Below are 22,756 nucleotides of genomic sequence, written 5' to 3'. Positions count from 1 at the left end.
GTGCCGCAATTTAATGCTTTTGCAGCAAAGTTTAGTGCACAACGCATATTTATTATGCCAGAACCCTTCCTTGAGGCTGTTGCTCGGTTTCCGTACGGATAGTCGTTCCGCCCAACTGCACGTTCAGCAACGCCAGCGCGTAAACAAAGGCGGGCGCGGCAATACGCATTGCGGCGTGATTGATCGTTAAAAACCAAAACACAACAAAACACAGTAAAAACATATTGAACGAGTTCTCGAGGTACAAAAAAAACGGCGTAAAAAACAACAGCAACAGCGCAAAAATACCCAGCATACCGTGCTCTGCCATTAGCCGGGTAATTTCATCGTGCGATATCGGAATATTATTTCCTCGTTTTAATCTCCGTACTTCAACACCTTTGGCGACGCCGACGCCAAAAATAGGGTTTTCCAAAAAAATGGCAATTTCATCCTGAGCAATGTCTTCGCGCCCGGTCAGCTGACTTTTTTTGACCCTGCCCTGCGCATCCTGATTCGCATAGCGTTTGTCGATCAGACCGCCGGTCTGGTATGATGTATACGCCCAAGTAGCCGCCATCGCTAAGACGATTAGCACCATAATATAATTCAATTTTATCTTACCATTGCTATTGGATTTAAAATACAGAAACAGCAGCAACAATACAATCATCAGAAATCCGGTAATCATCCCGCCCCTTGAGAACGTAATCATCCCGCGATAGGTTATATTAAGAGATATTATCAAATTGACAGCCACTAAAAATTTTGTTTCGGATGCTAAAATGATTCGGGAGAAAAAAATAAACATTCCCAGTCCTAGAATGGTAGCTACCTGATTGGGTCCAAAGCCTCCCGAAGTTTCATACGTCGACTGTGTGCTGGTTATGATATCTCTTACATTTGGCGTATACAACGTCAGGTATACCATCATCGTGACAATAGGCAATCCCATGCTGAGCAAAATTGCGTTTATATGCTCCAGCGAAATTCGTCTCCTGAATGTATATAATGAAGCCACTCCTAGACAGACAGGCCCTGAAATATTGAACGCAATTGTTTTTCGCATATTGGTGTCAAAATTAAGCACAAAAGTGGACAAAACCACACTGGGAACCAGCAGCAGCAGATAGATCCAGTACGGTGCCGCGCTTCTTGAAAATCCGCTGAAATACATGCCAATCAAGAGAAACACCATCACCCCATATTTGGATATCTCATAGGTGGGGTTGCCCTCTGTCATACGCAGCACCACTTCACTGCCGACAACATAGGCGGCAGCAATCAACGCTTCATTATTGCGGTTTTGCTTTTTTATAATGTAATAGATGCCAAATATAAAAATGGAATACCCATATATTTTTGACGCAAACGGCACTACATAGATTAAGAATCCGATACAGATATGAAATGCGATTAAATAGAGATAAGATTGATCTTCTTTTTTCATTTACAATTCTTTTGCAACCAGTTTAAATACATCTGTAGTACTCCTTCCTCCGAATACTCTTTTTTAATTGTCGCATACAGCTCATTACCAAAATTCGTTCGCAAGGTTTCATTTTCTATCAAGTACACAATTGCTTCATAAAATGCTTCGACGCTTTGTGAAGCAACTAGAAAACCATTTTTTCCGTTTTGCACCACCGACGATATTTCACCCACTGCTGTCACCACGACCGGTTTTTTAGCCAAACCGTATTCCAACAGTGCCAATGGCAACCCTTCTGACTGTGATGATAATACTGCAATGGTGGATTGCTGCAGTATGTTTTTGATATCTTCCCTGCTGCCGTAAAGAAACACCTTTTTTCCCAAATTGTTCTTCCCGATTAAATGCCTAATTTGTGCAGCATATCCATCGTTGAAATCTTTTCCAACCAAATGAAACGTCCAATCTGGATGGGTAACTTTTACCTTCATCGCAACTTCCAACAATAAAAAATGATTCTTCTGTTCCCTAAGATTAGCGAGGCAAACAATCCGTTTGCTATCCTCACCTTCCAAAACTGTTCTTTGGTCCACACTATTTTTTTCGGATGGGAAATTAGGTAAATAAATGGTATTGCTAAACTTTAATTTTTCCGATGCCCATATTTTGAGTTTCTGATTGACACTGATAATACCGTTAAAAAAAGGCAATATCACCTTCAGCGCAGCTAAAGGCCTTTTGGATAAAAACTCGCTGTCCCCGTAATGGTCATGCCAAATCAATTGAACCGAAGGGTATGTTGCTTTCAGCAAAAAAGCCAAAAAAAACGAAGTACCATGCGCGTGAATTATAGTTACCTTATTTTGTTTAATATACAGTCGCAATTTAAACAACGCATTAAAATCTATTCTCCTTTTTTTATTTAAAAACAAATAGGAAATCCCAGGATGTAACTGATTTAGCAAAGTCCCTTCTTTTCGTGTGGCGATCAGACCTGAAAAAGAAATCTGACCGGCTAATGCATTGGCATAATTGACCGCCATACGCTCCGCCCCGCCAGATTCTAAACTGTCTATTAATTGAAGTATTCGCATTTTTTTTAATCTTTATTAAGATTACGATCGAGCAAATATAAATAAAAAGGAACTTGTTATTTAATTCATTTCTAATGATCATCTAAAATAATAAAAAGCTCTACTTTTACACGATTAACAATAAATTATGGAGCGTCTACTATCTTTCATAAAAAGAGAAAAAATATTTAGTTTTCTTTTTATTTCAATTCTAACGATTTCACTTAGAAATCTTTTTTTACCACTTCAAGGAGATGAAAATACTTATTTAAAAATTTCTGCCAATATATTGACTGGAAGATACTACCAAACCGATCATCCTTCCACAGTAATACCTATAATCCCTTTTTTAATGGCCTTTTTTAGTTTTAGTAAATATCCTTTTCTTGGATTTGCCTTACATAAAATATTTCATATAATACTTACAATTGTAGGTATTCGCTTTTGTTATCTAACTTTATCCAAACTTAACTTAGACAAAAGAGTCATTTACAGTATAATATTATTGACTACAATATCTTCTGGTTTTATATCTTTTATTCCTTCTTTATATCCAGAATCTATTATTTTTTTCACCTTTTGGGGTTTTATATATTACTTCAATGAGCCAAAAACTATATCAAATTTCAAAAAATTGTTTATTTTATTTATTTTGTTAATATTTACTAGATACTTATATGCCATTTTAGGTTTGCTACTTCTTGTTTATTACTATTCATTTTTCACTACTTCAAGAAAATATTTTTGGAAAGTACTATTACTATCACTACTAATCGTTTCTCCATTACTATTTTGGTTCAAATATGTGTATATTATTGAATCCCAAAATTTAAGTGAGATAAGTTACTTTAACAGATTCAAAATCGGCGAGAATCCAATTTGGTATAATATAAAATGTGGATTAGGTTTAGAAAAACACTATGAAGTTAGTCGTATTAATGGAATACCAGCATTTATATCTTTATTTGTGCCTATTATTGGTGTCAGAAATTTTTTCATTAGTTTAGTATTGATTTTAGCCGTATTCTTCGGACTCTATCAAAAAGTAAAGTGTATGCTTGTTTTCAATTTACTCTTGATCTTTTCATTAGTTATTCTTGGTTTTATTTTAGCAGGAACCGGTTTTAGCAGATATTGGCTTGTTTTGTTACCTATCATTTATTTAAGTTACTTTTTTATCTATACTAAATTCTTTCCAAATCCAAAGTATTTTGTAACAATAGTTCAAATCCTTAGCGTCTTTTTAATTTTAAATGAAATTCGATTAACTTTCCTAATTCTAAAAAAAATCTTTTAAGCATGTTGCAAAAATTAATTATTTATATGCCCGCTCTAAATGAGGGGGAAACGATATTAAAGGTCATTAATTCCATCCCCAAAACAATTGATGGTTTTTATATGATTGAGATTTTAGTAGTTAATGATGGTAGTTCCGATCAAACCGTTTCCGAAGCAAAAAAAGGAGGCGCAACAGTTTTGAGCCATAACAAAAATAAAGGGGTTGGAGATGCTTTTCAAACCGCTATTAACTATGCTTTACAAAAAAAAACAGACATACTGGTTAGCATAGATGCCGATGGTCAATTTGATGTTAATCAAATTCCGCAAATGCTGGCACCAATTGTAAACAACCAGGCTGATTTTTGTATTGGAATTCGTTTCTCAAACGGAAAACCAAATAACATGCCTAAAATAAAATTTTGGGGAAACAAAAAAGTAAATAAAATTGTGAGTTTCGTAAGTAAGACCAAAATTCATGATGCTTCTTGTGGATTTAGAGCTTATTCTAATGACACTTTATTAAGTTTAAATTTGCATGGTAGCTTTACGTATACACATGAAACTATTTTAGACTTATTAGATAAAGGCTTTAAAGTGGAGCAAATTCCAGTAGACGTAAAATACTTCGAAGACCGGGTTTCAAGAATTGCAAATAATTTATTTACATATGGTTTCAAAACCTCATCCATAATCTTCAAATCACTAAAAGACTACAAACCTTTACAGTTTTTTCTGGGAATAGCATTTTTTACCTTTGTAATCGCAGTGATTTTCGGTGGATGGGCCCTAACCCATTGGGTGATATACGATACTATTACTCCTTATAAAAGTTTTGGTATCATTGGGTTATCTCTTTTAGGAATGAGTGCTATTGTCACCATTTTTGCTTTTATGGCTGATATGCTCGGAAGGATCCGAAAAAATCAAGAAAAAATATTATATTTTTTAAAAAAGACACACTTTGAAAATCCTGAAAAATAAAGAATTCCGGTCTCAAATAATACGTTACATACTAATAAGTATTATAGGATATGGATATGTATTTTCATCTTTATATTTAATGGTCACCATTTTTAAAATTGATAAATCAATTGCATTCATGGTTGCCTATGGGATTTGGTATTTATTACTTTATTTTATTCAATTAAAACTTTTATTTAAGACCCGCCATAAAAAAAACAAACTAATTAAATTTTGTATTTTCTTAGCTATATTTTATCTAGTTGCAAATTTATTATATAATTTAGGTATATATTTAAAATTAGATTACATAGTATCAACTTTTATAACAATATTAATTCTAATGCCTCTACGATTTATTGTATCAAAATATTATGTATACAATTAAATAAAAAATCTAATTTACAATGAAAAAAGTTGATTACACCAAATTAAAAGCCACGCCGGAGAAAGAAAATTTTTCAGGTAAATATGAAGACACTAACTTCATATCTAAATTTTTGGTTAAAAATTATTTTAAATCGGTTGAAAAACTATTAAACAAAATTACAACAATTAATTCTGCACATGAAATAGGCTGTGGAGAAGGAAGATCAACAATGAAACTCAACAAATTAATAACTAATTTGACCGCTTCAGAATATGTAGAAAACTTACTACCTCTTGCACAAAAAAACAATCCTAATCTAACTATTTTTCAAGAAAGCATTTATGAATTAAACTATGAAAATAACAGAATTGATTTAGTTTTTCTCTTAGAAGTTTTAGAACACTTAGATTATCCAGAATTAGCACTTGCAGAATTAAAAAGAGTTTCTAAAAAATACCTCATTTTGGGTGTCCCGCGAGAACCTCTTTGGCGTTTTTTAAATATGTGTAGATTTAAATATTTAAAAGATTTTGGCAACACCCCGGGACATTTAAATCATTGGTCAAAAAAATCTATAATAAAGCTGATTGAAAAAGAATATGGGAGGGTAGTCGCTATTGAATCACCTCTGCCTTGGACAATCATTTTAGCAGAAAAACACGGCTCGCAATAAAAAACTAATTTGTAAATATTATTTTCATTTCATTTTTAAAAATATTTATAGTGTAGGATTTTGACCAGATTGAGGACTAATTTCTTTTCGAATGAAAAGGGATTCCTTTTTTTAAAAATAACTAATTGATAAATATCCAGATATCCTTTTTTATGAAAATTGAACATTAAAAAATGTATTTTTCATCAAAGCAAGTTTTCTGATACTTATTTTCCCCGCCCCACCGGATTCTAAACTGTCTATTAATTGAAGTATTCGCATTTTTTTAAAATCCAGTTTTTTAAATCTAAATAAGTCCATTTCAGCGGTCCCCTGATATTTAACGTCTTGTTACTACTAGCCAATTGATTCCCGTCATATATATAGTAGTATTGATTGACACTGATACGCTGTATGTCTAAGTGATGCATGCCCGCATTAAATTCTTTTACCGTTTCATTTGCCGTCAAAAATAACGGCTTCTCTCTCTTTGTACTGTAACTTCCGTCTTTAAACGAAAAACGGTACAAAGATAGCCCATACCCATACCCTTTTGTACAATTTTGCACCGGCAAAAGCAGTCCTTTTTCATCGGCAAAAAAACGCCCACCGGCTCTTGCCTCGGTCCCTATTAAAGCAATAGGTTTTTGATGCAATTTCCATTCGCCGAATAAAGAATCCGCTTCGTACATGTACATGTTTTTTTGATAATCTGTGGCAACAATAATATTAAGCGAATCCGAAAGATATATCGAAGGATCCACAAGCTGAACATCACTAATCAACGTATCACATATTTTCCAGTCAAAAGGGAACCGCTGCGCTTTATACAACAAGATCACGCTGGCCTGCTTGCTCTCCGGCACCATATAAAATTCATTCTTATATTTAAAAACCTGCGGATACGACAAATGAAATGGCTGGCTTAATACGGTTCCGCGGTACTGGTATTCTTTCCCATCTCCAGAAGTGAACAAACCAATATCCGCATTGGATTTATTTTTTTTATGTTCAAAAAACAGATAAAAGCTGTCCTTTTCTTTGATAAAAAAAGGATCTGCCAGAAAAACAGTACTGTCATTTTGGGCTTTCAGCGCTTCTATCGAATAAATAGCGTTTTTGACCGGATCAATCTTCTCCGGATATTGTTGAGATGCTCCAAATCCTAAAGACCACGGCCCACCTTCGGGTTGTAGAAAAGGAGTTCTGTGGTTGATTATAGCCAAAAACGCCACACTAAAGAAGACGAATCCTAACAAACACAATCTTTTCATTGCTCGATTTGTTTTTTTTGACGCAGCAAGCCTTTAATTTCCTGTTCAAAGAAATCCAAGGTGTAGTTTCTCGACCAGTCTGCTGCTTTTCTGCGCATGTTGTCAAAATCCGACTGATTTCCCAGCAGCGATTCCAATTCTGCGACATCTTTTTCTAATTTCATCTCCAGCAAGATTCCGCGTTTTCCATAATCTAACATAAAGGGAACGCAGGAAACCGCCGTTGCCAACGGAACACAACCCCAAAACATTCCCTCGGCGATGGCTTTGGGCCAGCCCTCACTCTTAGAAGGCAACACTACAAAATGACTGTTTCGATACGCTTCTTTTACACGCTCCGGCGCCTGATTTCCGTTCAAAGTTATAATTTTTTCTAAAACGTTCTGCTGAATATATTCTTCTAAAAGAGATCGCTGTTCCCCCTCACCAAACAAATCCAGATGAACATTATATCCCTTGTTCGACAAATTCTCGACGAGTTGAATGGCATATAATGGATTCTTGCCCACCACTAAAGTCCCCACAAAGACAAACTGGATCTTTCCTTTTATATTTTTAACTGTCAACGGCAGTTTCTCCGACTCCGAATACGTTGCGGTAAAAAATTGCGTTATGTTTTTTGAACTGTTCTCCCATTCCCCATACACCAACATCTGCATGCTTCTTGTTAAAAAAGTATTACTTAAAATCCACTTCTGCAGCCGATAGCTCCACGGCTGTTTTGACTGAGGATCCCAATTACCGGCATATTTAGCCGTTTTCGGTGTATAAGGAAAGAGTATCTGAATAAAACATCCCAGCAATCCTATGTTTCCCGGACATCTCAGGTGAATGTGATCGGCTTTTTGCATCGCTTTAAATATCTGCCAACTGATTTTCGGTATTTTTAAAATAGCTGCCATTGAAGATTTAAAACTGATAACGTTAAAGTTTTCAATGACAACAAACTCAATGCTTTCATGATGATAATGACTATCAATAGCAGTTTTTGAAATTTTATTAACAGGCGCCACAACAATCAATTCATCGACATATTTTCCCCATATATTCATTTCCCGTACGTAGGGCGAATAAGCAAAATACCTGTCTTGCTGTATACTGTGAGGAACATGGGTTACGATAACGAAAGTCATATTTAAAAATTATTTTAAAAAATTATTTTTCAGGTTGATTAAGCCATAAGCTCCACCATCCGGCAGATCTTCCTATCGCCTCCAGAAATGCTTCCTTTCTTTTTTTAGTTGTAAATATATTACTAAATCGGACAGCAGTCAGCAGCAGCGTTATCGCATGCCACTTCAGTTTTGCATTTAATAAAGGGGTGGGGTTTCTGGTTCGCCAGACATACCACCCATTTCGTACGACCATTTTCCCGTATTTATAATGGTTAGGCCTGCCGGATGGATGGTGAAAGTGATTTAAATGCACTTTTGTATTGATTACATTTTTGCCAAATTGCAATGCCCTGATACTGAAATCAGCATCTTCATATAGTCCATAGCCTTCAAAATAAGTAGAGAATCTCATTGAATCAAATACATTTCTGCGAAAAGCGAATGACATACCAATCAGCAAATCTGCTTCATAGGTTTTACCATTTAAAGGAAATCCACAGGTTTTACCATGTGAATAATCAGGCATTCTTCCTGGACCAAGATTCGACTGTAGCCCCAAATAATTACGTACTACATTTCGCTGGCCTTCTTTATACACAAATCCCTCCAACTGAAAATACCGCTTCGGGTTATATTTTTTATTGGGTTCTGCCAATGTCCAATTATTTTCGTTGATCGCAACGCCTCCAACACCAGAAATTTCGGGATTTTCTGCAAACGTTTTTATTAATTCTTCGAAATAATTTGGCATCAATTCAGTATCATCATCCAAAAAAGCGACAATCTCACTGGTAGGATTCACTTGATTTAATCCAAAATTTCTTTGCTTAGTTAACCCGCGAAAGGCTTCAGAAACTAAAAAATACCGCAGGTTCACAATGTTCTTTTGAGCGATCATCCGCTTCGTTTCCTGCTCTACGGATCCGTCAACAATTAATATTTCATCCGGATATAAAGTTTGCAACTGAACCGATTGCAACAATTGCTGCAACGATTGGGGACGCATATAGGTACAAATAACTAGGGATGATTTCATGAATCTATTTTTAATTGATTAGCCCAATAGACACTTTGTTTCCACTGTTTATTAAAAACCTTGAAATATTGAAAAGGATTTCTACTCTTTTGATACTTATAATACTTAAAAAACAAAACAGTTTTATACCCTAAGTTTTGTTGTTTTGTGTTATGCGTAATCAAATACAGCATCACTGTAGGGGAAGGCTTTGGTTGAATCTTTTCATTATGCCAACGCATTATTGGTTTCGTTCTAAACCCTCCAACTGGCGCTTTTAAATGCAATATTGAAGGTTCTGGCAAAAATAAAACATCGTTTCCTTGATTTCGCAATTGCATCCCAAAATCACTGTCTTCACCATAACCAAATTCTAAAGCCATGTTGAACTTTACATGCTGTAAAATAGTTTTTTTTAAAAAACTATTACCAGCACCAAAAGTAGGCCACTGTATTACTTTGTGGTGTGATTTTCTCTCTCCTATTTGAGGATAATATGTTGTAACTACCTTGCAACCATATTTTTTTATTTTTTGAAAAACCTCTTTTAGTAAATCAGCGTCAAATCGATTATCATCATCTGCTAAAAAAACCCATTCACTTATAGTTTGACTCAAAGCCAAATTTCTGGCATTGCAAACTCCTGCCTGATGCGTGAAAATATGATGTATTTCAAATGGCCACTTTTCTGTTTCTATATAATCCAATTCACTTTTACTGAATGGTTCTGGATTTTGTTCCACTATAATAATCTTCTCAGGTAAAAGACTTTGCTTTGAAAAATCTTTTAACACATTATACAAATATTTTTTCCTTCCAATTGTTGGAATTATGACATCTATAGTTCCTTTATCTGTAATTACTCTTGATGAATTAACAACAATTTCATCTATATTTATATTATTGTTAAATCTTCTTTTAGTAAAAAGTGCGGAAATAAAAGGATAAAACAAAATTTTACGCTCATATAAAAGCAAATTAAACGCTAACAAAAACACCCATCTTGTTTTATAATGTTGCTTCACGAAACGAAAAAGTGTAAAGCTGGATGCTGTAGCAGGCGAATCGATTATTTCTACCGACTTCAAAAGCTGTGGTTCGGAATAGCACAACAATCCCAATGGCATACATAACTTAGCCAGTGAACTCAAATAATAATCAAAATCAGGGTCACAAACTATTCTATCACTTACCGCATTCAAAACAGAAGTATGAATAACCCCAACATAACTACTCATTTGCCACGTAGGATACGACACTTTTTTATTGATGTTTATAAATAAAGACTCCTCTACATATCCGATGGAATTATCAAAAAAATTATTTGATTTCGGTCGAAACGAGAGCATCATCTTATTGTGATGAAGAAGAGCTTCTATCTTTTCAAGAGCAAGATGTTGCTTGTAAGCGGAATGACACCAAACTATTTTTTCATCAGGAAATGCCACCGCTAACCTAATCAAGCCAGCCGAAATTGCACCTTTACAATCAAATTTAATTTCTTGATTATTCCTGCTTACTACTTCGGTAATTTTATTCTCTAAATGATAGACTAGAATCAAAAGTTACTAAATTAAAGATTGATAAAAAACTAAACTCTGTTGCGCCACTTTCTCAATACTGAATTTTTCGCTAACTTTCTTTTTTGCCGCTAAACCAAATTCTTTTTGTAAATCAGCATCTTCCATCAACTGAATAATTTTAGAAGCGTAGTGCAAATGCTCTTTTGGATGTACTAAAAAACCATTGACACCATCATCAATCACTTCCGGAGCCCATCCAATATCTGAAGCTACAATAGGTTTCTCCAATGCCATGGCTTCAATCCAAGAAACAGGTAAGGCTTCCGCAAAAGTAGGAAATACACAAACCGTCGCGCTGCTAATTTGATTTTTTATTTCATCATACGTCACAGCTCCTAAATAAGTCACATTCAGCAGGGCAGCTGGAGAAAAGAGGCATTTCATCATCTGCCAAGTGGAAGAATGCCCCGAAATAATATCTGGAACATCTTTCCCTACCAGAATTAATTTCGCCTCTGGCCTTTTAGCGACCACCTCATTAAAAATAAAGGGCAGTTCCAATAATCCTTTCTTTCGGATTAAACTCCCAAAATAAAGTATGGTGTTTTTATTATTATTGATATTATAATTGTTATTGCTAAAGATATCCATTTCTATACCATTTGGAATAATAGAGAACTTTTTATCCAAATGAAATACCTCATTTGTGGTATCGGCGGTAAACTGACTCACAGAAAGCAACCCATCAGCATTTTTCAACGCTCTTTTTTCATGAAACCGATTCACCCATTTTACGGGGCGCTGATCCAAATGACAAAAATAAGTGTCTGAGCCATTTAATCGTATCACAACCGGGCATTTTTTAGGAGATACATAGGACGTAATTCCCGTCCAATCCGGCGCTTCTACCAAATCAATTTCTTTATTGTCATATAAAGTATTAATGATATTCTCAAGCTTTTTTCGGGTGAGATACCATGACAATCCCTTAAATTTCACATTTCTGATTTGTTGAATACAAATACCGTTATCATAAAAAATACCTTCTTCTTTTTGGGCATATACTAAAACACGAACCGAACAGCCTTCGGCCAAAAGTCCCATTGCCAGATTTTTGATACTGGTACCTATTCCTCCCGAACTTCCTGTTTTTAGATGTGGATATTCCGGTGTTAAAAAAGCTATTTTCATGGTTATTTATTAAAAAAATCTTTGATAATTACACCAGTAAACAATCTTGCTCCGGTATCATTCAGATGCCCACAGGAAGAAAAATACTGATCCCCTTCCACCGCGTTCTCGTAATTGTGTATTTCCGGATATAAAGCACTCACTTTCTTAAAATAATCGATTCCTTTTGTATTGGTGCACATCGGCGTCATCACGGCAATCAGATTAATATTATTGGCTCTACAAATTTCTTTAATTTCTTCATAGTATTTATTATGAAGCGGTTTTAAATTAGAGAGATTATTTTTCATCTTCCCTTTTTTATTTCCTAAAGGATAATACCCTAAATGAGCTAAATAGGTCGTTGGCGCCTTAGTTGCTGTTTTATAGAACTCTCTAAACCCTATTTTAGAATCAAAAGCCACATATCTGTAAAAAGGAATAAACAATAATTTTTGAAAGTCGGCTTCTTGTGAAAAATGATTTCTAATGGTTTTCGATTGATGAACATAAGGGAGAAACTTGGCAGAAACGCCATCATCCCTCTTTTCATTAGAGAGATTCAGATCGGTTTCCAATATGATATTTTTAATATGATACTTACGCTCCATCATTAGCTTCAGCATCAAAGAAGCTTCAAATAAATGCGACCCGCTCATTCCAAAATTAAAAGTTTTCAGTCCTTTTTTCTCAAACAAGGGTGCGACAAAATGATTATTGGCTCTGGAAGATCCCAAAATCACCACATCATAATGCCGTCCTTTTGAATTGTAAATGTAGTCAACTTTTCCTCGATCAGAAGATTGCAGATAAACGGTAATATAAAGTAGATCAAGAACTACTGCCAGTAATAAAAGTAGCAACAAGGTTTTGACCGTAAAAATTAAAAACTGCTTCATTGTTAAATTCTATTATTAATTTTTCATCGTAAGTAACCTTATTTTTTTTCCTTTCCCGAGATGTCGAGAATTTTCGGCTCCCTTTAGGGCGGGTGTAAAACGAAAACTGACCACCAAACGCCCTAATTTTCGGCTCCGTTTAGGGCCGGGGCAAAACGAAAATTTATCTCATTTCTTTTTCCTTACCCCAACCCTAAAGGGTGGGAAAAAGAAATACACCACTATAGCATTCTACGATGTCCTAAATTTTCGCCTCCCTTTTGGGCCGGGGCAAAACGAAAATTAACCACCTTTATTTCTTTTTCCTTGCCCCAACCCTAAAGGGTGGGAAAAAGAAATACATCACTATCGCATTCCACGATGTCCTAAATTTTCGGCTCCCTTTAGGGCAGGGGCAAAACGAAATCTACCACTAAACGTCCTAATTTCCGGCTCCCTTTAGGGCCGGGGCAAAACGAAAATCTACCACCAAACCCCCTAATTTTCGTCTCCCTTTAAGGCCGGGGCAACACGAAAATCTACCACCAAACGTCGTAATTTTCGGCTCCCTTTAGGGCCGGGGTAAAACGAAAACAACCACCAAACGTCCTAATTTGCGGCTCCCTTTAGGGCCGGGGTAAAACGAAAATCCCCCCTCTAAAACTGAAAATAAATAAATTCTTTATAATCGGAATACGTTCCCAATGCCACGATCGCCGCAAGGCATAACGTTAATTTCAAATAACTGTATTTTCCGGAAATCGGTTCTATTTGTTTTCGACTGTTCCACTCGACTACAATAAAAGCAACGACTAAAATAATGATTTCATAATTGTAGCGTTCGTTTTGCAGGTATTGGGAAACAAAACTTCGATTTGTAAAAATACGACCTATATAGTCAACCGCTTCTGTTATCGATTTTGCTCTGAAAAACACCCAGGCCAGACATGTCAATGTAAAAGTACTGAGTATGCTGAAAAAAACTTTCACCGATGCCCAGTCCCGTTGCAATGAAACCGTTTCCATGTTGGAACGATTCGTTTTTAACAGCAACAACGGCAAAAAATACAACGCATTGATAAAACCCCAGGCAATAAAAGTCCAGTTGGCGCCATGCCAAAACCCACTTACTAAAAATATAATAAACGTATTGCGGACTTTCATCGCCGTGCCGCCACTGCTTCCTCCCAACGGGATGTACAGATAGTCCCGAAACCAAGACGAAAGCGAAATGTGCCAGCGCCGCCAGAATTCGGCAATGTCTCTCGAGAAATACGGATAGTTAAAATTTCGTAACAAATCAATTCCAAATAATTTAGACATTCCCAATGCCATATCTGAATAACCGGAGAAATCACCATAAATCTGGAAAGCGAAATAAACTGCTCCAAGAACCAGTGACAAGGAGTTCATCGATTGATAATTATCAAAAATCGCATTGGCATAAGTCGCACAGGTGTCGGCAATAACTACTTTTTTTATCAGGCCCCAAATAAACTGATAAACGCCTTCCTTGGCTTTTTGATAGTCAAAAGTTCTTTTTACTTTCACCTGCGGCAGTAAATGTGTCGCTCTCTCTATAGGACCCGCCACCAACAATGGAAAATAACTGACAAACAACGAGTAATCGACAAAATTATATTCGGCTTTGATTCTTTTTAAATAAATATCGATGACGTATGATAACCCGTGAAACGTATAGAAAGAAATACCAACTGGCAGAATCACGTTCAGCAATAAAGGACTTGTTTGCAACCCGAACCCATTCAACAATTCCGAAAAAGAATCTGCAAAAAAATTATAGTATTTAAAGGTTCCCAAAAAACCCAAATTCACACTGATACTCAACCAAAACCAAAATTTCCTTCCTAGTTCCGTCTTAGCCTTTTCTATCATTATACCGGTGTAATAATCTAAAAAAGTAGAGAAAACCAGCAAGAACAAAAAGCGCCAATCCCAGCACGAGTAAAAATAATAGCTCGCGATAATGAGCACTGCATTTTGAGCACTTTTGGTTTTATTAAAAACAAACCAATAAAACACAAATACAATAGGCAGGAAAATGGCAAAGGATAAGGAGTTAAAAAACATAAGTATTGAAACAGGTTTGACTATGTAAAATTAAAATTTATTCGGTAAAACCAAAGCCAAATGATGATCAACCATTGTTACTAAAGTTAGAGTATTTACTTTTTTATTCCCCACAGAACAATTAGTTAATCTAGAATCATTATTCAAAATTTCAACTAAAATTTCTTTTAACTGATTAACTTGACCAGCCTCAAACAAAAAACCGTTTTTGTTATTCTCTACTAATTTCAATACATTTCCTCGATCCTTTGTTGTTATAACTGGTAAATCACACATTAAACTTTCGACAACTGAATAACAAAATGTTTCTCCATGAGATGGATGAATTAAATAATCATAATTACAGTAGATCTCATTTAAATTAGCTACACTTCCTTTGAAATCAAAATATTTCTGAAGCGAATAATCCTCAATCATCTTTTTCAATTCCATTTCAAAATAACCGCTCCCATATATATCTATTAGAAAATCATATTCATGGTTATCCGTTAAATATTTTACAGCTACTATTAAATCCTGAATTCCTTTGTCCCTTCTGAGATGAGAAGCGACAATAAATTTATTATTGAATTCAAAATTTAACTTCTTTCTAAATTTACTATTATCTAATCCATTAAGAATTACAATTGATTTATTCCCAATTTGGGATCCAAATTCCTTGATTAATTCGAGCTTGGAAAAATCAGAAACGCCTACAAAAACAGCAATATATCTGGAAAACAAAATTCCTTTAATTCTTTTCTCTATTCTCTTTTTTAAAGGATAGCCGGAAAGTGGTCTTGGATTGTGATCTACGGCAATTATTCTCGCTTTGGACAACTGCTTAATTCTGTAAAAAAAAGGAGTACATAATTCGATAAAATGAGTAATGATATGCGTATATGTTATTTCATTTGTTTTGCAGAAATTAAGAAAATAATTTTCTATAGATTCGTATCCACTGTCAAAAACCGTTAAAGTAGCGTATTCCCCATGATCCGATTGATTCGGAAAAAACCAATCTACCTGAATACCATTTGCTTTACATTTGCTGTCAAACTGCCAAAAAAAGTAATCCATTCCACCTACTCTTTCGGGTAACAGTTCATAATTACAAAGTGCAGCTATTTTTTTTAACTCAGTCATTCCATTCTGATAAAGTAGCGGCAATGCGCGCACTGGTTCCATTTAATTTTTTACTTATTTGTAAGTCAATCATAGCCTTTCTCTCTTTAGTTCGAGCCGAAGGATTTGCTAAAGCCTCCTTAATTTGATCGATCAACTCCATTGGATTCTTTGCAATACTCACAGATTGGCTATCAACTACTTTTTTGAAATGATCGTATCCTAAGAACCGTTGGTCATCATACAAACCATTTTCAGGATTACCAAAAACAGTATTAATTACCGGTTTGTTAAATAACATATAATCCAAACTCATCGTAGAGCACATGTTAATATTCAAATCAACATGTTCTAATAAAGAACGTAAATCCCTGATATCCTCTTCACTAGGAATGCGTTGTGACCAGCTTTCCGCATGATTCTCCCTAGTCAAAATCCATTTTGGGGTATTCCATATAATTTCAGGAAAATCTTTTTGTATAACAGCAAATCGTTCTGGGCCTTCTGCTGGAGATGTCCGTACAACAAGTTGACAAGGAATTCCAATTTTATCTTCTCGTATGGCATTGGCAATAGTCCGAATCACAACAGGGTCATTCGCTCCAATACTGGCATCAGCACAACTGAAACAAATTATTTTTTTACTATCTTGTAAAGTAAACTTAGAATAAAAATCCTGTTTTTCTGTTTTGTATTTATCCATCACATAAGGCTCAAATTGAGGCGTCCCCACAACTCTTACCTGTTCCTCTTTTACATTCGTATAAAAATACAACAACTCTTTTTTCATTAAATCACTCCACACCAAAAAATAATTAAAAGTCCCCAACATCCTGCCTTTGGAAGCCAAATTATCCCAACTAAAAATAAAACTGCTAACCGATATTTTAGATTCAATCGCCGCATATAAAAAAGGGGCTAAATACGAAGGTCTTTGATGCGTAAAAAAAATATGGTTAGGTTGATCTTCTCGCAACATTTGAATATAGCCTGCCGTTATTTTATGCTTAGCAAAAGACAAAAATTGTAATTTTTCCGCAAACAAAATACTGGCAGAAGAGTGAATTGTTTGGGTAAAAAAGTAAATGATTTTGACTAAAAGGGATCGGGCAGAGTTCGTTTTAGGATACCCAGAATGCAAGTTGTCTTTCATTCCATAAAAAGATTTATACTTTTGTAAATGCGCCAGTTCCTTACATTTCCTAAAAAACCACGTCCATTTGCCCTCTACAAAAACATCCAATTCCTTTATAGTGATCCTTGATGATAAAACAGCAGGATAAACACTAATAGGCAGCCCCGAATAGATTATAATAGTATCAAATTGCAGGTTGGCTTCTGCTAAGAAATCACTCATTACAAAATTACGGAATCCAACACCATCTGTGATGACTATGCCTAGTTTTTTCATTTAAATAATATATGATTACTGATTATTATGGTTTTTGATTTAAAATTATCTCAATTCTCATTTGAACTCGCTTGAATAATTTTCTAGCACTTCTTTTCATGAAAAAAGTTTTGTGTTTAAAAATGATTGGTTTTGGTATAATTTTGTTTTCAAATTTAAGCAATTCGAATATTTTATTAATTCTCTCAGTATGTGTTTTACTTTTTCCATAAGCACGTGCATACCAAGTATGGTACAGGAATACTTCTCCCTTTTCGTCTTTAACCGCAGTTGTCAAGCCATCTTCGCAGAATGGTGTTGTAGCATCTAAAAAAAAAAATCTTTTCTCTTTTCTTCTCAACCAAAAATAAAAACAATAATAGAGTTCATACAAACTTGTTGTTTCATAATTTCCCTTTAAATTTTTTAAATCATCATCAAATTCATCTGGTAAAATATATTGATTTTTTAAAACCTCTTGCTTATTCCAAATTAATTCTAGCTCTTTAAAATTGATTATAGAAAAAAAAGTATTGATTACATAAGGGCTTTTATGTCTATTTTGAATAACCCCTCCATCTCTAACTCCGCTTATCAGATACTCATTCAATTTCATTTCTTCAATTATAGAAAAAATACCTTGTGTATTAATAAACAACACATCTTCATCTGCCATTATTAGCCATTCAATGCCTTTGCCTTTTAGTTTTTTCATCATATAAAAAATACTGTCAAGACCATACATACCGTTTGTACCGTCAATAACATATTTTTGAATGTTTTGAGGAAACAATTGGGAACTCTTTTGATAGAGTTCGTGATTGATTACAGTGGTGATAATTGCAATAGTGGTATTATCCATTTTTCTTCATATTGTTAACAAGAAAATTTGAGGCTTCATCATTATTTCCCTTATAAATAAAAATCATATTATGGTAAAAATGCATAGCTATTATATGTTTGTCAAAATATGACTTTTCATAGCTTCGAATCATAAATTCTTGATGGTTAAGAGCATCAATTAAAGATTTAAAATAATGATAAATTGTCCCTTTACAATTAAAATCTTTTGAAGTTCCTCCATAATCCTCCCAATAGGAAGTTTGAGTATCCTCCACTACATAAATCCCTCCCTTTTTAAGTTTTGGAAATAAAAATTCAAAGGATTGAATTACATGTTCATTGATATGGCTCCCATCATCAATTATTAAGTCAAATTCTCCTATTTGATCACAAACAGAAGCAAGAAACAATTCATCAACCTGACTTCCTTGAAAGATTTTTATTCTTCGTTCTTCGTGGGGTGTTTTATTATGAATATCAATAGAATATATTTTTCCAAATGGGAAAAACTTTTTCCACATTCGAAGTGAATTTCCTCCTGCAAAAGGACTTTCATATCCACCAACTCCAATCTCTAATAGATTGATAGTCTTGAACCTGAATGTCTTAAAATGGCTTTGATAATGAGGTGTGTAAAAATGTTTACCCCACTTATCTGAACGATAAATTTTAGCTAAAGTGGTCAAGTTATTAGAAGCAAAGTAGGCTCTAAAATTGTTGATACTACTTTTTACTCTATCTTTTTGATGGGAAGTGAACTTGGACTTAAAATTATCAATAAAATTTTTCATTCAATTGTCTCTAAATTGTTTCTGGTGATTGACGTTCCAAATGTCTTGATTTTCGATGGATTCCAAAAACAATTGGGCACTATTACCTTGACCAAAATCCGTCTTTGTTTTTTTAACTTGATGCTGGTCTATTATTTTCAAGGCTGCGGCAATAGTACTAATACCGTAATCTACATTCAGTATATCGGAATGCACAGCCCTATTTTGTTGTCGTGTCCCAATATTGATAATCGGAATGCCATAATAAGGAGCTTCCCGAATTCCGGCACTACTGTTGCCAATAATGAACTGGCTGTTTTTCAACAAGCTCAGAAAATATTCAAAACGCAAGGAGGGAAAAACTCGGAATCGATGATTATCTTTCAGTTTTTTATAGCCCTCAATGATATATTGGCTCCCCAAATCATTATTGGGATAAATCACCACGTAATTATGGGTATCATTAAGCACGGCATCCACAAAATCATCGGCATATTGCTGCATTTCTTTCGCCTCGGTAGTTACGGGATGAAACATGACAATGGCATAGGCATTAAAAGGGATTTGGTAATACTCTTTGACCGTTTCTAAATCAGGCAATGTTTCCGAAAACATTATGTCGATATCGGGGGAGCCGATAGTAAAAATAGAAGATTTTATTTCTCCCATTTGTTTCAAGCGTTTGGCTGCTGCTTCATTGGATACAAAATGAATGTGACTCAACTTGCTTACACTATGCCGTATCAATTCATCAACGGTTCCTGAAACTTCACCCCCTTCAATATGCGCCACCAAAATATTGTTCAACGATCCTACTATGGCGCCTGCCAAGGTTTCTACCCGATCTCCGTGCACCAGTATCATATCTGGACTGATGGTTTTTACATAAGCCGAAAGCCCTTCGATGGTTTTGGCCAGGGTCAAGTCCATGGTAGTTTCATGAGTATGGTTTTCAAAAGTATGCACATTCTTAAAATGACATCTTTCAATTTCAATGAGCGTATAGCCGTATTCTTTTTGCAGGTGCATCCCCGTCACGAACACAAAAACTTCAAATCCTTGTTGTTGCTCCAGAATTTGAATCAGTGATTTTATTTTGCCGAAATCGGCTCGAGTTCCGGTGAGGAATAGGATTTTTTTCATTTAATTCTTGAAATAATTCTTTTATTTAATGTTAAATATTACTACCGGTTAAACACAAGCATCTCGACTGCGCTCGAGATGAAACACTCTATGAAACAGCCAAATTCCTTAACTGATACTAATTGTCAGGTCGAGCGCAGTCGAGACTCACTGTTTTATCATTAAATATCTCTTCTTAAGCCTGTCCTAAACGAAGCCGAAGGGCTAGATGTGCCAACTGTATATTCTGTCACGTCGAGCGGGTCATCTCGAGCGAAGCCGAAGGACGAGACGCCTGTTTATGGTTTTTTACTACTATTCTCTGTTGTCGTATCGACTTTTCAACTTCGCTCAACACAGAGGAACTTTCTCTTTTTAAAAGCATCTCGACTGCGCTCAATGTGACAACATAATGTCTTTACTACTACAATCTGTCAGGTCGAGCGCAGTCGAGACCCTTTTATTCCTGTTCAAGATCCAAATCATTATTCAGATTGTATTTATAATGTGTCGCATTCCTGCACTCGGATAAGTCCTGCAATTTATCAAAATTTTCATCTATTAAACACTGTTTTTTCTCCCTACTCCATTTTTTTATTTTCTTCTCAAAGGCAATGGCCTGATTTGGATCCGTAAAATCCTGATAAAAGACTAATGTCACCGGTCTTCTGGAATGGCTATAAGCCTCCGGATATTTACCCGCATTGTGTTCAATTACTCTTCTTTCAATATCAGAAGTAATTCCAACATACAAAGAATCATCCTTGCATTTGAGTATATAAACGTAATAGAATTTCATAAAACATTAATTTTAAAAGCATCTGGACTGCGCTCGATGTGACAATTGTATTACTTTAAAACTCATTGTTTAACTACTGCCATTTGTCAGGTCGAGCGCAGTCGAGACCCTTTACTTCTAATACTTTCTATTCTTCAATATCGCACCACCCCAATTGCTCGTCATTGTCTATATCTCGCATAGCAACTTTACCCAAAACATCATTAAAATGCGCCGCCAATATCTCACCCGTTCCAGGACGTTTGACCCAAATATTTTCTATAGTAAACACTTCCCCTTTTTTAATTGGAGCGATGGTACAAACCGTGGCAAAAGCAAAATCAATGGTTACCTGCTCTTCTTTAGCTGGCTCTTTAGTACCACCGCGCATTTGCCAAATTTCATTCGAACTTTGAATTAATGCTGCAGTAGCTTGTTCATCCATACTACACACAATATCAGGTCCAGTTCGCTGCATGGTATCTGTAAAATGACGCTCTAATATACTCGCTCCAAGTGAAACAGCTCCCAAACATGCGTTATTATTTAAGGTATGATCTGACAGCCCAAATACTTTATCCGGAAAGGCTTCATGCATGGCCGTCATCGCACCCAAACGCACCAAGTGAACGGGTGTTGGATACAAATTGGTTGTGTGCAACAACGCAAATGTAACTTTATGTTTGTCAAAAATAGCTACTGCTTTGCGAATGCTTTCTATCGTATTCATCCCCGTACTCAAAATAATGGGTTTTCCAAAAGAAGCAATGTGTTCCAATAAAGGATAGTTGTTGCACTCTCCGGAACCTATCTTGTAAGCTGGAATGTCAAATTTTTGCAACCGATTGGCAGCAGCTCGAGAAAAAGGAGTCGAAATAAAAATCATCCCCTTACTCTCGACATAATTTTTGAGTTCCAGTTCATCGGCTTCATTAAGCGCACAACGTTCCATAATTTCATAAATAGAAACATCGGAATTACCTGGAATCACTTTCTTGGCAGCACCACTCATTTCATCTGCCACAATATGGGTTTGGTGTTTGACCACTTCCACTCCTGCACGATGTGCGGCATCGACCATCTCTTTGGCCACTTGCAAAGAACCTTCGTGATTAATCCCGATTTCGGCAATGACCAAGGGAGGAAAATCTGGCCCTATTTTTCTTCCTGATATATTTATGTATGGATTCATTTTTCGTGGTATAATCTAACTTTGTTTTTAATAAATGTTCCTACTTTTTGTTGAAACCAAAATATTTTCATTGTTGGTGTTGGATTAATGAAAATGAGCTTACCACCAACCAACATAACGATTCGTATCACCATCACCATGAGAGTAGGGCTTGTTTTTATTGAGTGTTATGACATTTACGTATTTGTTTTTTGGGAAAATTTGTCTGATTGTTTCTGTTTGACCTTTTCGGTCTCCTTCAATAAATATGATAGTATTCTTTTTACAGAAAGCAACTATTTCTTTTAAGGTGTTATCATAACCATCAATAATAATTAAATCAAACATCTAATTTTTAATTTGATTTAATTCTGCATACAACTCTATTTTATCAAAGTCCAATACATTACTTTTTAACGCATTCAAACAAAAGTCGTTTTTTTCTGTACCTACATAACCAATAGTATGATTCGCTTTTTTAGAATATTTTAAAACCGTGTCTGATATGGAACCTATTCCTAAACCCAACTCTAAAATAGTATGTACTTTAAATATTTTAATTATTTTAAGGATGGTTTCTAAAGCGAATTCGCTGGCTATATATTCGCTGCCTTCAAGTCCACAAAATCGTTTGTAATTTTTTTCCGCTAAGTTACTGTCTTTCATTTGTTTATTTTAAAATACTCCATTTTTGGGGTGATACCAATATTGGCGAAATTAATGAATTGCGCCTCTCGACTTGCCTGTCCTTAGTCTTACAAAGGC

Annotated in this window: 22 protein-coding genes; 4 read left to right on the top strand and 18 right to left on the bottom strand. The window is 35.2% G+C overall.

All coding sequences use genetic code 11. The annotated features are described in order from the left end of the window. Positions 1-52: 52 nt before the first annotated feature. Together E0F89_RS10540 and E0F89_RS10535 are read right to left on the bottom strand one after the other, a co-directional pair. Entirely contained in the window at positions 53-1,429 is a 1,377-nt protein-coding gene (locus E0F89_RS10540; protein WP_131909741.1) for an O-antigen ligase family protein, read from the bottom strand. Beyond that, the gene (locus E0F89_RS10535; RefSeq protein ID WP_131909740.1) at positions 1,426-2,505 is read right to left on the bottom strand and encodes a glycosyltransferase family 4 protein; all 1,080 of its coding nucleotides are present in this window, start codon (positions 2,503-2,505) and stop codon (positions 1,426-1,428) included. Before E0F89_RS10535 ends, E0F89_RS10540 begins: the two co-directional genes overlap by 4 nt. 127 nt (positions 2,506-2,632) lie before the next feature. Here E0F89_RS10535 and E0F89_RS10530 point away from each other — a divergent pair, with 127 nt between their 5' ends. Genes E0F89_RS10530 through E0F89_RS10515 form a run of 4 tightly spaced genes read left to right on the top strand, consistent with a single transcriptional unit; the run spans position 2,633 to position 5,768 of the window. Further along, on the top strand, positions 2,633-3,781 hold the full coding sequence (locus tag E0F89_RS10530) for a hypothetical protein (RefSeq protein WP_131909739.1): 1,149 nt from the start codon (positions 2,633-2,635) through the stop codon (positions 3,779-3,781). Between the two features lie 2 nt (positions 3,782-3,783). Then, entirely contained in the window at positions 3,784-4,746 is a 963-nt protein-coding gene (locus E0F89_RS10525) for a glycosyltransferase family 2 protein (RefSeq protein WP_131909738.1), read from the top strand. After that, complete coding sequence (locus tag E0F89_RS17550; protein WP_131909737.1) at positions 4,727-5,113, top strand: GtrA family protein; 387 nt, start codon at positions 4,727-4,729, stop codon at positions 5,111-5,113. The genes E0F89_RS10525 and E0F89_RS17550 overlap by 20 nt, the downstream gene beginning before the upstream one ends. Positions 5,114-5,132: 19 nt before the next feature. Further along, positions 5,133-5,768 carry a class I SAM-dependent methyltransferase gene (locus tag E0F89_RS10515; RefSeq protein ID WP_131909736.1) on the top strand — a complete coding sequence of 212 codons (636 nt, stop codon included), beginning with the start codon at positions 5,133-5,135 and terminating at the stop codon, positions 5,766-5,768. A gap of 242 nt (positions 5,769-6,010) precedes the next feature. Here E0F89_RS10515 and E0F89_RS10510 read toward each other — a convergent pair whose 3' ends face one another. From E0F89_RS10510 to E0F89_RS10435, 16 genes are all read right to left on the bottom strand, one after another. Then, complete coding sequence (locus E0F89_RS10510) at positions 6,011-7,021, bottom strand: glucosamine inositolphosphorylceramide transferase family protein (protein WP_131909735.1); 1,011 nt, start codon at positions 7,019-7,021, stop codon at positions 6,011-6,013. Then, the gene (locus E0F89_RS10505) at positions 7,018-8,154 is read right to left on the bottom strand and encodes a glycosyltransferase family 4 protein (RefSeq protein ID WP_131909734.1); all 1,137 of its coding nucleotides are present in this window, start codon (positions 8,152-8,154) and stop codon (positions 7,018-7,020) included. Before E0F89_RS10505 ends, E0F89_RS10510 begins: the two co-directional genes overlap by 4 nt. A 22-nt stretch (positions 8,155-8,176) precedes the next feature. After that, positions 8,177-9,172, bottom strand: coding sequence for a glycosyltransferase family 2 protein (locus E0F89_RS10500; protein ID WP_131909733.1), 996 nt, complete (start codon positions 9,170-9,172; stop codon positions 8,177-8,179). Next, positions 9,169-10,713: a glycosyltransferase family 2 protein gene (locus E0F89_RS10495; RefSeq protein ID WP_131909732.1), complete on the bottom strand. Its 1,545-nt coding sequence runs from the start codon at positions 10,711-10,713 to the stop codon at positions 9,169-9,171. Before E0F89_RS10495 ends, E0F89_RS10500 begins: the two co-directional genes overlap by 4 nt. 6 nt (positions 10,714-10,719) lie before the next feature. Further along, positions 10,720-11,865: a glycosyltransferase family 4 protein gene (locus tag E0F89_RS10490; RefSeq protein ID WP_131909731.1), complete on the bottom strand. Its 1,146-nt coding sequence runs from the start codon at positions 11,863-11,865 to the stop codon at positions 10,720-10,722. A gap of 2 nt (positions 11,866-11,867) precedes the next feature. After that, complete coding sequence (locus tag E0F89_RS10485) at positions 11,868-12,743, bottom strand: hypothetical protein (protein WP_131909730.1); 876 nt, start codon at positions 12,741-12,743, stop codon at positions 11,868-11,870. A 636-nt stretch (positions 12,744-13,379) separates the two neighbouring features. Further along, positions 13,380-14,813, bottom strand: a complete 1,434-nt coding sequence (locus E0F89_RS10480) for an MBOAT family O-acyltransferase (protein ID WP_131909729.1) — start codon at positions 14,811-14,813, stop codon at positions 13,380-13,382. A gap of 30 nt (positions 14,814-14,843) precedes the next feature. Then, complete coding sequence (locus E0F89_RS10475; RefSeq protein WP_165930008.1) at positions 14,844-15,938, bottom strand: glycosyltransferase family 4 protein; 1,095 nt, start codon at positions 15,936-15,938, stop codon at positions 14,844-14,846. Beyond that, positions 15,931-17,328 carry a hypothetical protein gene (locus E0F89_RS10470; RefSeq protein ID WP_131909727.1) on the bottom strand — a complete coding sequence of 466 codons (1,398 nt, stop codon included), beginning with the start codon at positions 17,326-17,328 and terminating at the stop codon, positions 15,931-15,933. Before E0F89_RS10470 ends, E0F89_RS10475 begins: the two co-directional genes overlap by 8 nt. Positions 17,329-17,353: 25 nt before the next feature. After that, positions 17,354-18,169 (bottom strand): hypothetical protein, encoded by an 816-nt coding sequence (locus E0F89_RS10465; protein WP_131909726.1) that lies wholly within the window; start codon positions 18,167-18,169, stop codon positions 17,354-17,356. Further along, on the bottom strand, positions 18,162-18,941 hold the full coding sequence (locus E0F89_RS10460) for a class I SAM-dependent methyltransferase (protein WP_131909725.1): 780 nt from the start codon (positions 18,939-18,941) through the stop codon (positions 18,162-18,164). Before E0F89_RS10460 ends, E0F89_RS10465 begins: the two co-directional genes overlap by 8 nt. Beyond that, a complete protein-coding gene (gene neuC, locus E0F89_RS10455; protein ID WP_131909724.1) occupies positions 18,942-20,063 on the bottom strand; it encodes a UDP-N-acetylglucosamine 2-epimerase in 1,122 nt (373 codons plus the stop codon). Between the two features lie 439 nt (positions 20,064-20,502). Further along, complete coding sequence (locus tag E0F89_RS10450; protein WP_131909723.1) at positions 20,503-20,841, bottom strand: GIY-YIG nuclease family protein; 339 nt, start codon at positions 20,839-20,841, stop codon at positions 20,503-20,505. Positions 20,842-20,968: 127 nt separating this feature from the next. Further along, a complete protein-coding gene (locus E0F89_RS10445; RefSeq protein WP_131909722.1) occupies positions 20,969-22,012 on the bottom strand; it encodes an N-acetylneuraminate synthase family protein in 1,044 nt (347 codons plus the stop codon). A 99-nt stretch (positions 22,013-22,111) separates the two neighbouring features. Then, on the bottom strand, positions 22,112-22,339 hold the full coding sequence (locus tag E0F89_RS10440) for a hypothetical protein (protein ID WP_131909721.1): 228 nt from the start codon (positions 22,337-22,339) through the stop codon (positions 22,112-22,114). Further along, positions 22,340-22,657 (bottom strand): hypothetical protein, encoded by a 318-nt coding sequence (locus tag E0F89_RS10435; RefSeq protein ID WP_131909720.1) that lies wholly within the window; start codon positions 22,655-22,657, stop codon positions 22,340-22,342. It abuts the gene before it with no gap. Positions 22,658-22,756 lie beyond the last annotated feature (99 nt).

Origin of the sequence: Flavobacterium caseinilyticum (assembly GCF_004349085.1) — a bacterium.
GTDB lineage: Bacteria > Bacteroidota > Bacteroidia > Flavobacteriales > Flavobacteriaceae > Flavobacterium > Flavobacterium caseinilyticum.
The sequence above is the reverse complement of the archived record's forward strand: the minus strand, read 5'-3'. Positions and strand labels throughout refer to the sequence as shown.

Bases quoted from the DNA above. Each gene is read 5' to 3' on its own strand.
- E0F89_RS10540 (WP_131909741.1), bottom strand. From the start codon at position 1,429: ATGAAAAAAGAAGATCAATCTTATCTCTATTTAATCGCATTTCATATC.
- E0F89_RS10535 (WP_131909740.1), bottom strand. From the start codon at position 2,505: ATGCGAATACTTCAATTAATAGACAGTTTAGAATCTGGCGGGGCGGAG.
- E0F89_RS10530 (WP_131909739.1), top strand. From the start codon at position 2,633: ATGGAGCGTCTACTATCTTTCATAAAAAGAGAAAAAATATTTAGTTTT.
- E0F89_RS10525 (WP_131909738.1), top strand. From the start codon at position 3,784: ATGTTGCAAAAATTAATTATTTATATGCCCGCTCTAAATGAGGGGGAA.
- E0F89_RS10515 (WP_131909736.1), top strand. From the start codon at position 5,133: ATGAAAAAAGTTGATTACACCAAATTAAAAGCCACGCCGGAGAAAGAA.
- E0F89_RS10510 (WP_131909735.1), bottom strand. From the start codon at position 7,021: ATGAAAAGATTGTGTTTGTTAGGATTCGTCTTCTTTAGTGTGGCGTTT.
- E0F89_RS10505 (WP_131909734.1), bottom strand. From the start codon at position 8,154: ATGACTTTCGTTATCGTAACCCATGTTCCTCACAGTATACAGCAAGAC.
- E0F89_RS10500 (WP_131909733.1), bottom strand. From the start codon at position 9,172: ATGAAATCATCCCTAGTTATTTGTACCTATATGCGTCCCCAATCGTTG.
- E0F89_RS10490 (WP_131909731.1), bottom strand. From the start codon at position 11,865: ATGAAAATAGCTTTTTTAACACCGGAATATCCACATCTAAAAACAGGA.
- E0F89_RS10485 (WP_131909730.1), bottom strand. From the start codon at position 12,743: ATGAAGCAGTTTTTAATTTTTACGGTCAAAACCTTGTTGCTACTTTTA.
- E0F89_RS10480 (WP_131909729.1), bottom strand. From the start codon at position 14,813: ATGTTTTTTAACTCCTTATCCTTTGCCATTTTCCTGCCTATTGTATTT.
- E0F89_RS10475 (WP_165930008.1), bottom strand. From the start codon at position 15,938: ATGACTGAGTTAAAAAAAATAGCTGCACTTTGTAATTATGAACTGTTA.
- E0F89_RS10470 (WP_131909727.1), bottom strand. From the start codon at position 17,328: ATGAAAAAACTAGGCATAGTCATCACAGATGGTGTTGGATTCCGTAAT.
- E0F89_RS10465 (WP_131909726.1), bottom strand. From the start codon at position 18,169: ATGGATAATACCACTATTGCAATTATCACCACTGTAATCAATCACGAA.
- E0F89_RS10460 (WP_131909725.1), bottom strand. From the start codon at position 18,941: ATGAAAAATTTTATTGATAATTTTAAGTCCAAGTTCACTTCCCATCAA.
- neuC (WP_131909724.1), bottom strand. From the start codon at position 20,063: ATGAAAAAAATCCTATTCCTCACCGGAACTCGAGCCGATTTCGGCAAA.
- E0F89_RS10450 (WP_131909723.1), bottom strand. From the start codon at position 20,841: ATGAAATTCTATTACGTTTATATACTCAAATGCAAGGATGATTCTTTG.
- E0F89_RS10445 (WP_131909722.1), bottom strand. From the start codon at position 22,012: ATGAATCCATACATAAATATATCAGGAAGAAAAATAGGGCCAGATTTT.
- E0F89_RS10440 (WP_131909721.1), bottom strand. From the start codon at position 22,339: ATGTTTGATTTAATTATTATTGATGGTTATGATAACACCTTAAAAGAA.
- E0F89_RS10435 (WP_131909720.1), bottom strand. From the start codon at position 22,657: ATGAAAGACAGTAACTTAGCGGAAAAAAATTACAAACGATTTTGTGGA.